The organism is Bariatricus sp. HCP28S3_A4 (assembly GCF_052066395.1).
In the GTDB taxonomy this organism is placed as follows: domain Bacteria; phylum Bacillota; class Clostridia; order Lachnospirales; family Lachnospiraceae; genus Allocoprococcus.
The window spans coordinates 21159-27269 of sequence record NZ_JBQHSE010000035.1 but is presented as its reverse complement, the minus strand read 5'-3'; the positions used below and the strand labels follow the sequence as shown (position 1 = coordinate 27269).

General features: G+C 39.7%; 11 protein-coding genes. All 11 read left to right on the top strand.

The genetic code is table 11. The annotated features are described in order from the left end of the window. Window positions 1-115 precede the first annotated feature (115 nt). On the top strand, window positions 116-499 hold the full coding sequence (locus ACTNBF_RS14380) for a TVP38/TMEM64 family protein (RefSeq protein WP_441089531.1): 384 nt from the start codon (window positions 116-118) through the stop codon (window positions 497-499). Between the two features lie 151 nt (window positions 500-650). Beyond that, window positions 651-1121 carry a group II intron reverse transcriptase/maturase gene (locus tag ACTNBF_RS14375; protein WP_441089528.1) on the top strand — a complete coding sequence of 157 codons (471 nt, stop codon included), beginning with the start codon at window positions 651-653 and terminating at the stop codon, window positions 1119-1121. A gap of 22 nt (window positions 1122-1143) precedes the next feature. Further along, the gene (locus tag ACTNBF_RS14370) at window positions 1144-1359 is read left to right on the top strand and encodes a hypothetical protein (RefSeq protein WP_441089527.1); all 216 of its coding nucleotides are present in this window, start codon (window positions 1144-1146) and stop codon (window positions 1357-1359) included. A 316-nt stretch (window positions 1360-1675) separates the two neighbouring features. Further along, entirely contained in the window at window positions 1676-2074 is a 399-nt protein-coding gene (tnpA, locus tag ACTNBF_RS14365; protein WP_441089530.1) for an IS200/IS605 family transposase, read from the top strand. Then, a complete protein-coding gene (locus ACTNBF_RS14360) occupies window positions 2064-3179 on the top strand; it encodes an RNA-guided endonuclease TnpB family protein (RefSeq protein WP_441089526.1) in 1116 nt (371 codons plus the stop codon). Before tnpA ends, ACTNBF_RS14360 begins: the two co-directional genes overlap by 11 nt. A gap of 210 nt (window positions 3180-3389) precedes the next feature. Continuing rightward, entirely contained in the window at window positions 3390-3728 is a 339-nt protein-coding gene (locus ACTNBF_RS14355; RefSeq protein ID WP_427808780.1) for an MmcQ/YjbR family DNA-binding protein, read from the top strand. Beyond that, window positions 3725-4192: a YaiI/YqxD family protein gene (locus tag ACTNBF_RS14350; protein WP_427808781.1), complete on the top strand. Its 468-nt coding sequence runs from the start codon at window positions 3725-3727 to the stop codon at window positions 4190-4192. Before ACTNBF_RS14355 ends, ACTNBF_RS14350 begins: the two co-directional genes overlap by 4 nt. A gap of 109 nt (window positions 4193-4301) precedes the next feature. Then, window positions 4302-4712 (top strand): peptide deformylase, encoded by a 411-nt coding sequence (locus tag ACTNBF_RS14345; RefSeq protein ID WP_441089525.1) that lies wholly within the window; start codon window positions 4302-4304, stop codon window positions 4710-4712. 202 nt (window positions 4713-4914) lie between these two features. Continuing rightward, window positions 4915-5187, top strand: a complete 273-nt coding sequence (locus ACTNBF_RS14340) for a hypothetical protein (RefSeq protein WP_441089524.1) — start codon at window positions 4915-4917, stop codon at window positions 5185-5187. Window positions 5188-5215: 28 nt separating this feature from the next. Next, a complete protein-coding gene (locus tag ACTNBF_RS14335; protein ID WP_441089523.1) occupies window positions 5216-5638 on the top strand; it encodes an N-acetyltransferase in 423 nt (140 codons plus the stop codon). A gap of 13 nt (window positions 5639-5651) precedes the next feature. Then, window positions 5652-6086, top strand: coding sequence for a flavodoxin family protein (locus ACTNBF_RS14330; RefSeq protein WP_441089522.1), 435 nt, complete (start codon window positions 5652-5654; stop codon window positions 6084-6086). Window positions 6087-6111 lie beyond the last annotated feature (25 nt).

Sequence of the window (6111 nt, the reverse complement as noted above, 5' to 3'; positions counted from 1 at the left end):
CAAAGGCGGTGCGAAGCATCCTTTACATACACTGGAAACTTCGGTATTATCCAAGCAACAATCCAATGAATTTTTTAGCCACAAATGTTACAAAAAAGCTTGACCACAACAAACCATTACGATTCCTTATTGGATTGGAAGATACAGCGGTGAGGATATTATACAGTATATTGGGACTAGATATCCCAAGGTTCAACAACTGACAGGATATCAGAATGAAAATGCTTTTTTTGTATGCTTTATTACCAGAATTGTTGGATTTTTGCCAGGTGACATTGTGAGCCTGTATTTTGGCACTTGTGGAGTGAAATTCACTACTTATCTGACAGCAGGAATAAGCGGTTCTTTGCTCAGTATTGTTACTACTACTTTGCTTGGAACTAAGTTGAGCAATCCATTTTCAATAGAATTTATCATGGTATTATTATTAAGAATTTTGGTTGCTGCCGGAACTGTTGTCTTGAAACACTATATGAATAAAAGAACAGGAGAGAAATGAGAAAAATGAATAGAATATTAAAAGTCAAGAGTATATTGTTTCCATCTCTAGGATTAATCTGTATTTTGTTTTCTGATAGAGTAACTCTTCTGTTGCCTTATTTATAAAAGATAAATTCAGAGTATTTCTCGAGGATACTCTGCATCTTGAGATGTCCGAAGAAAAGACCAAAATCACGCATAGTCAAGATAAAGCCAGATTCCTAGGCTACGACATTACTACAGCCAAGAATTCAGCACTAATGTATGATTCAAAGCATCAGCTAAGGAAAACTCATACGGGCAGAATCAAATTATATGCTCCAAGGGATAAGTGGCAAGCTAAGCTAATAGAGTATTGTGCACTTAGGATTAGGTATGATGAAAATGGCAAAGAAATATGGGATTCTCACCACAGAGGCAATATGGTTCACATGACCGATGTGGAAATAGTATCACAGGTGAATGCCGAGATTAGAGGTATGTATAATTACTATTCGATAGCGGAAAATGCAACAGTCATTAAAAACTTTGCATTCATCTTGGAATATAGCATGTATAAGACCTTTGGACTTAAATATCAAAAGAGCGTTTACAAGATACAGAGAAAATACCGTTCCGGTATGGCTGCTCCTTGCTTTTAACGGAGTATGTGTCAGCGCAGTCGTGAATCTCTACTGCGTGGCAAAGGGACTTGCTGGTCTGCTTCTTGGAGCAATGCTTGTGTGTACCTTCATCTGGTACCGCACCCGGTTCATGAACTATATCCTTTTGGGAGTTGCTGAATTCATGCTGGCAGGAGTATTGGCTGCAGGAGCATTTATCCTGGCACTTGTAACAGAAGCAAGAGACGGTGTAGGAAGATTTATTATCGGAGGTTGAGAAGATGAGAAAAGAAAAATATATTCAGTTGCCGCCAATTCCAGAAGAACTGGATGGAAATGTTGTTCGTATGATTTGGGAATATACAAAACTTCCAGAGAAGGAACGGCAGTTTGTTTATGAACAGTATAAAGTTTTAAGCGATGATTCCAGTAGTGAAAGTGATGTTAACGCTGTTTTAACAAGATATAGCAAGAATTCTCCCACCTCTTTAGGTGGCGAGATGAATTGCAAAAAATATAAGAGAACACTTGTTCTAAGGTGCCGGATGTGGTATAATATAATCAGTCGAATAAAAGAAAGGATTGATTATAATATGGATTTGGATAATAATGCACATTCAGTATTTTTGTTATATTATCATTTGATTATGGTTGTGAAATATCGCCGGAAAGTGATAGATGATGTAATATCAAACAGAGCGAAAGAAATATTTGAGTATATTGCACCGAATTATGGGATTACATTGGAAGAATGGAATCATGAAGAGGATCATGTACATGTCATGTTCCGTGCACAGCCGAAGAGCGAGATCAGTAAATTTATCAATGCGTATAAAAGCGCAAGCAGCAGGCTGCTGAAGAAGGAACATCCTGAAATACGGGAAAAACTCTGGAAGGAAGCATTTTGGAGTCAGAGCTTCTGCCTTTTGACAGCAGGAGGTGCACCGGTTGAAATAATTCGCAGATATATTGAAAGCCAGGGTGAAAAGTAATTTGAACAAAGCGTATAAATTCCGGATTTACCCGGATAAAAAACAGGAAGAACTTCTTGCTAAAACATTTGGATGCTGCCGTTTTATTTATAATATCATGCTGGATGACAAGATAAAGGAATATGAGGCAACGAAGAAAATGAAGAAGACGACTCCGGCAGCCTATAAGAAAGAATATCCGTGGCTAAAAGAAGTAGATTCCCTTGCACTGGCGAATGTGCAGCTTCATTTGGAGAAGGCTTATAAGAACTTTTTTGTAAATCATGCTGTTGGTTTTCCGAAATTCAAGTCTAGACATCGAAGCAGGAAGAGCTATACAACGAATGTGGTGAATGGGAATATTCGTCTGGAAAAGGGAAAGATCCGGCTTCCGAAACTGAAGGAAGTGAAGATCAGGAAACATCGGGAAATACCGGAGGGATATGTTCTGAAGTCGGTGACCATAAGTCAGGAGCCTTCCGGAAAATACTATGCAAGTCTGCTTTATGAGTATGAAGTCTGTGAGAACCAAGCAGAGAAGAGAAAAGAAGCAGAACCGGAAGTGCTGGGGATTGATTATGCGATGAGTGGGATGGCGGTCTTTTCGGATGGAACAAGGTGTGAGTATCCGGGATATTTCAGAAAGGCAATGGTGTGTCTTGCGAGGGAACAGAGGAAACTGTCCCGGTGTCAGAAGGGGAGCCGGAATTACGAAAAACAAAGGAAAAAGGTTGCAGTCTGTCATGAGAAGGTCCGGAACCAGAGGAAGGATTTTCACCATAAGCTGAGTCAGGAGCTGGCAGAGAGATATGATGCGGTTGCAGTGGAAGATCTGGATATGAAAGCGATGAGTCAGTGCCTGCATCTGGGGAAGGGAGTTATGGATAACGGATATGGAATGTTTCGGGATATGCTTGCATATAAGCTGGAAGATAGAGGAAAGAAGCTGATAAAGGTCGATCGGTTTTATCCATCCAGTAAAACCTGCAGCAAATGCGGAAAGATCAAGAAAGAATTGTCACTGTCAGAACGGATCTATGAATGTGGGTGCGGGAATCGGATGGATCGGGATGTGAATGCAGCGATCAATATCCGAGAAGAAGGAAAAAGAATTTTATGCGCATAACTGCGGCTGAAATATGCCCGTAACCGGGCAGAAAAGAACCGCGGGGCACGCGGAGATAGCTTATTGATACTTAGCCCTATCGGGCTATTGAGTAAGAAGCCCCTACTTCAAAGCTTTAGGGCTTAAGTAGTGGGAGCATGTCACTTTACGACTGCGAGTACAATATATAAATAGATCAACATAGAGAAAATATAAAAATGAGGAGAAGATATGCAGACAAGGCAGGAGGCAATACAATATTGCCATTCATTTCAAGATGTATATGAAGATTATCCTTTTCATGATGATAACTGGTGTGTTATGCGTCATAAGGGAAATAAGAAAACATTTGCGCTTATTTATGATAAAGATGGTTATGTATGGATAAATGTAAAATGTGATCCGGAATGGAGAGAGTTCTGGAGAAATGCTTTTGAATCTGTTGTCCCGGCTTATCACATGAACAAAACACACTGGAATTCTATTATCCTGGATGGCTCTATTCCGAATAAAGATATCCAGCGTATGATTGGGGAAAGTTATGATCTGACGAAAGGAAAGAAAAAATGAGGATATTAGTAGATGCGGATGCCTGTCCGGTAGTGTCCATCGTAGAAAAAACAGCAAAGAAATATGAAATTCCGGTTGTTCTCTTATGTGATACAAACCATGTTTTATATTCAGATTACAGTGAAGTGATCACAGTGGGAGCCGGAGCCGATGCTGTAGATTTTAAACTGGTCAGTCTGTGCCAGAAGGGTGATATTGTTGTAACACAGGATTATGGTGTGGCTGCAATGATTCTGGGAAAAAGTGCTTACGGTATTCATCAGAGCGGTAAATGGTATACAAATGAAAATATCGACCAGATGCTGATGGAACGTCATCTGGCGAAGAAGGCAAGAAATGCAAAGAAAAAGCATCATTTGAAAGGTCCGGCAAAACGGACGGAGGAAGATGATCAACGATTTGAAGTATCTTTGGAGAAACTCATCTCAGTAGTAGATCGAAATCCTCTACTGAGACAAAATTAGAATGAGAATGAAAAAACCTCGCTATGGTAAAAATATAATATTGTTGATATAATCACTATATGGTTCGGAGGGATTGAAAAAGAGATAATATGACATGGAGGAATGAAAGATGGTAAAACCGATAATGAAAGATGTGTTCTTTCTGGGACAAAAATCAGAACCTGCTATAAAGGCAGATCTGCAGGTAGGAAAGGATTTACAGGACACTTTACAGGCAAATCGTGCCGGTTGTGTAGGTATGGCTGCAAATATGATTGGTGTGAAAAAGAGGGTGATCATTGTAAATATGGGATTCGTAGATGTTGTGATGTTTAATCCGGTTCTTCTGAGCAAGGATACTCCATATGAAACAGAAGAAGGATGTCTATCGCTTACCGGTGTGAGGAAAACAACACGATATGAAAATATCGAAGTGGAATATTATGATATGAATTGGAAAAAGCAGCGGCAGAAACTGAGTGGATGGCCGGCACAAATTTGTCAGCATGAACTGGATCATCTGGAAGGAATTTTAATTTAAGTATATCAGATGGAATATGACTTCCGCTTCTTCAGGCGGTGAACAAGAAATATATATCAGTGGCGGGTGTCAATCCCCATCTGATATACGCTCCGCGAGGATGCGCAGGGATTCGGATTAGTGTTTTGTCTGCTTTGCAGACCCGAATCCCGCGCCAAGACTCGCGAGCGAGTCTTGAATAAAATTACGGGAGTGATCGATTATGGCATCGGAACGAACCGATGAATTATACAAGGTTTTGCTGGACAGAGGATATCCCAAAGAGTTCTGTGCAGAAATTGCCTTTAAAAATATGAATACAGATTACACCGCCACCCGGATGCTTGGCTATTTGTACCGGGTAAGTGATCCCCGAATCGAGGATCTGGTGGATGAGATGCTTGCAATCTTAAGTGACAGAGATGCAATCATCCAGAAAAAAGAAATGGAACATGCCCAAGCTGTGATCAATGAGATTTACAGAAATGGGCTGTAAAAAAGTTTAGTTATTATGGAATAAGAAAATGATTCGAAGATTTGAAACAAGAGATCTGGACGAAGTAATGTCCTTATGGCTTCATGCAAATATTGAGAGCCATTCTTTTATAGAAGCAGATTACTGGAAAAAGAATTATGATATGGTCAGAAAACTGATTCCTGAAGCAGAAGTATATGTGGCAGAAGAAAATGAGGAGATTCAGGGCTTTATTGGTTTAACAGATACTTATATAGCCGGGATCTTTGTAAAGGCAAAGGAACAATCAAAAGGAATCGGAACAGAGCTGCTTCGCACCGTTATGAAGCTAAAGGATCAATTGAATCTTAACGTTTATAAGAAAAATATGAGAGCGGTAGTGTTCTATCAGCATCGTGGATTTAAAATTGTGAATCGGAAAATAGATGAAAATACATCAGAAGAAGAATATACGCTGGAATGGCATCGTTAGGCGGGAGGTAAAAATGAAGACAGTAATTGTTTATGTGTCTGTACATCATGGAAATACAAAGAAACTGGTGGAGAAAATTGCAGAGGAATGTAAGGTTGATCTGATTGATGCCGTGCAGCAGCCAAAGGCAGATTTGTCGGATTATGACCGGATTGGTTTTGCATCCGGTATTTATTTTTCAAAATTTCATCAGACAATCTTAAAGTTTGCTTCAGAAAATCTGCCGGAAAATAAAAAGGTATTTATGATCTGTACTTATGGTGGAAATGCAGCATATAAATCACTGGAAGTTATTTTGAAAGAAAAGAAAACGGACATTATTGGAAAATTTGGCTGTAAAGGATATGACACTTTTGGGCCGTTTAAATTGGTGGGAGGTATTGCAAAAGGACATCCGGATGAAAAAGATCTGAAAGCAGCGGTCTCCTTCGTGGCTGGAGTGCAGTGATCAGAACGATAAGAAAATCGGGATT

Excerpts from the sequence above, each read along its gene's own strand:
- ACTNBF_RS14375 (WP_441089528.1), top strand. The coding sequence starts at position 651 with ATGTCCGAAGAAAAGACCAAAATCACGCATAGTCAAGATAAAGCCAGA.
- tnpA (WP_441089530.1), top strand. The coding sequence starts at position 1,676 with ATGGATTTGGATAATAATGCACATTCAGTATTTTTGTTATATTATCAT.
- ACTNBF_RS14355 (WP_427808780.1), top strand. The coding sequence starts at position 3,390 with ATGCAGACAAGGCAGGAGGCAATACAATATTGCCATTCATTTCAAGAT.
- ACTNBF_RS14350 (WP_427808781.1), top strand. The coding sequence starts at position 3,725 with ATGAGGATATTAGTAGATGCGGATGCCTGTCCGGTAGTGTCCATCGTA.
- ACTNBF_RS14345 (WP_441089525.1), top strand. The coding sequence starts at position 4,302 with ATGGTAAAACCGATAATGAAAGATGTGTTCTTTCTGGGACAAAAATCA.
- ACTNBF_RS14340 (WP_441089524.1), top strand. The coding sequence starts at position 4,915 with ATGGCATCGGAACGAACCGATGAATTATACAAGGTTTTGCTGGACAGA.
- ACTNBF_RS14335 (WP_441089523.1), top strand. The coding sequence starts at position 5,216 with ATGATTCGAAGATTTGAAACAAGAGATCTGGACGAAGTAATGTCCTTA.
- ACTNBF_RS14330 (WP_441089522.1), top strand. The coding sequence starts at position 5,652 with ATGAAGACAGTAATTGTTTATGTGTCTGTACATCATGGAAATACAAAG.